At 67.7% G+C, this 1,320-nt stretch carries 1 protein-coding gene; it reads left to right on the top strand.

Annotation, left to right across the window (positions count from 1 at the left end):
• Positions 1-241: 241 nt before the first annotated feature.
• On the top strand, positions 242-1,320 hold a 1,079-nt coding region (locus KK7_RS0117400), incomplete at its 3' end, for a methyl-accepting chemotaxis protein (protein ID WP_010545926.1).

Genomic DNA, 1,320 nt, shown 5'->3' with positions numbered 1-1,320 from the left:
GAGGTCGCGACGCTGACCCAGGCCGACGCCGAGGAGCCCCCCGCCGTCGGCATGCGCTGGCGCCGCCACTTCGTCCGCACCCTCGTCCGGCGGCAGGACGCCGTCGTCGTCCTCCCCGACCTCCACGCCATCTTCGCCGACCTCCTCGGCGACGAACCCATGGCTGTCGCGGCATGAGCCGCCCTCTTACCCACCCCGCACGGCCGACCTTGGCGGCCCCCCGTTTCGAGGAACGATGACCATGCGTGCCACCATCAAGTTGAAACTAGGCTTTACCTTCGGCCTGCTGATCGTGCTGCTGCTCGTCGTCGTCGTCGTCGCCAGCACGCGCCTGGCGATCCTCAACCAGGCGACCACCGATGTCATCAACGGCCCCGCCAACCGGCTGGACATCGCCGAGAGTATCGATGCGAAGCTCGGCTTCGTCGTGCGCCAGGAAAAGAACATGGCGATGACCGACGATGTGGAGCTCACCCGCAAGTTCGACGCCGACCTGATGAAGGGGCGCGGCGAGGTGCAGGCACTGATCGCCAAGGGCCTGGCCGGCGCGACCGCGCAGGGCAAGCCGCTGTGGATGCAGATCGAGGCCAAGTTCAACGACTATGTACCGATCAGCGAGCAGATCCGCGCGCTCGTGCTCGCCAACAGGAACGCCGAGGCGGCCAAGCTCTCGATGACCCGTTCGCGCGAGGCGGTGCTGGCGATCAGCGATCTGGTCGGCCAGCTGGTGACGCTTTCCAAGGCGCAGATGGCGCAGGCCGACAGCGACACCAACGCGCTGTACGGTTCGGCGTCGACCATGTTGTACGTCGTCGCCGGCCTCGCGCTGACGATCGCGGCCGGCGGCGCGTGGTGGATCTCGCGCACCGTTTCGACCGGCCTCGGCCGCGTCTCCGCCGCCGTCACCGCGGTCGCGGAGGGAGACCTGAACCAGCGCATCGCGGTTTCGAGCAACGACGAGATCAAGGACCTGGTCGATACGGTGAATACCATGGTCGAACGCCTGCGCGGCGTGATCGCCAATGCGACCGTCGCCTCGACCAACGTCTCCTCGGGCAGCCAGGAACTGTCGTCCAGCGCCGAGCAGGTCTCGCAGGGCGCGACCGAGCAGGCCGCCGCCGCCGAGCAGGCCAGCGCGTCGATGGAAGAGATGGCCGCGAACATCAAGCAGAACGCCGACAACGCGGCGCAGACCGAGAAGATCGCCCGCCAGTCATCCAAGGACGCGGAACTGAGCGGCATCGCGGTCGATCGCGCCGTGGGCGCGATGCGGACGATCGCCGAGAAGATCGGCATCGTCCAGGAAATCGCCCGCCAGAC

The organism is Sphingomonas elodea ATCC 31461 (assembly GCF_000226955.1).
Classification (GTDB): Bacteria; Pseudomonadota; Alphaproteobacteria; order Sphingomonadales; family Sphingomonadaceae; genus Sphingomonas; species Sphingomonas elodea.
This window is presented reverse-complemented; position numbering and strand designations above follow the sequence as displayed.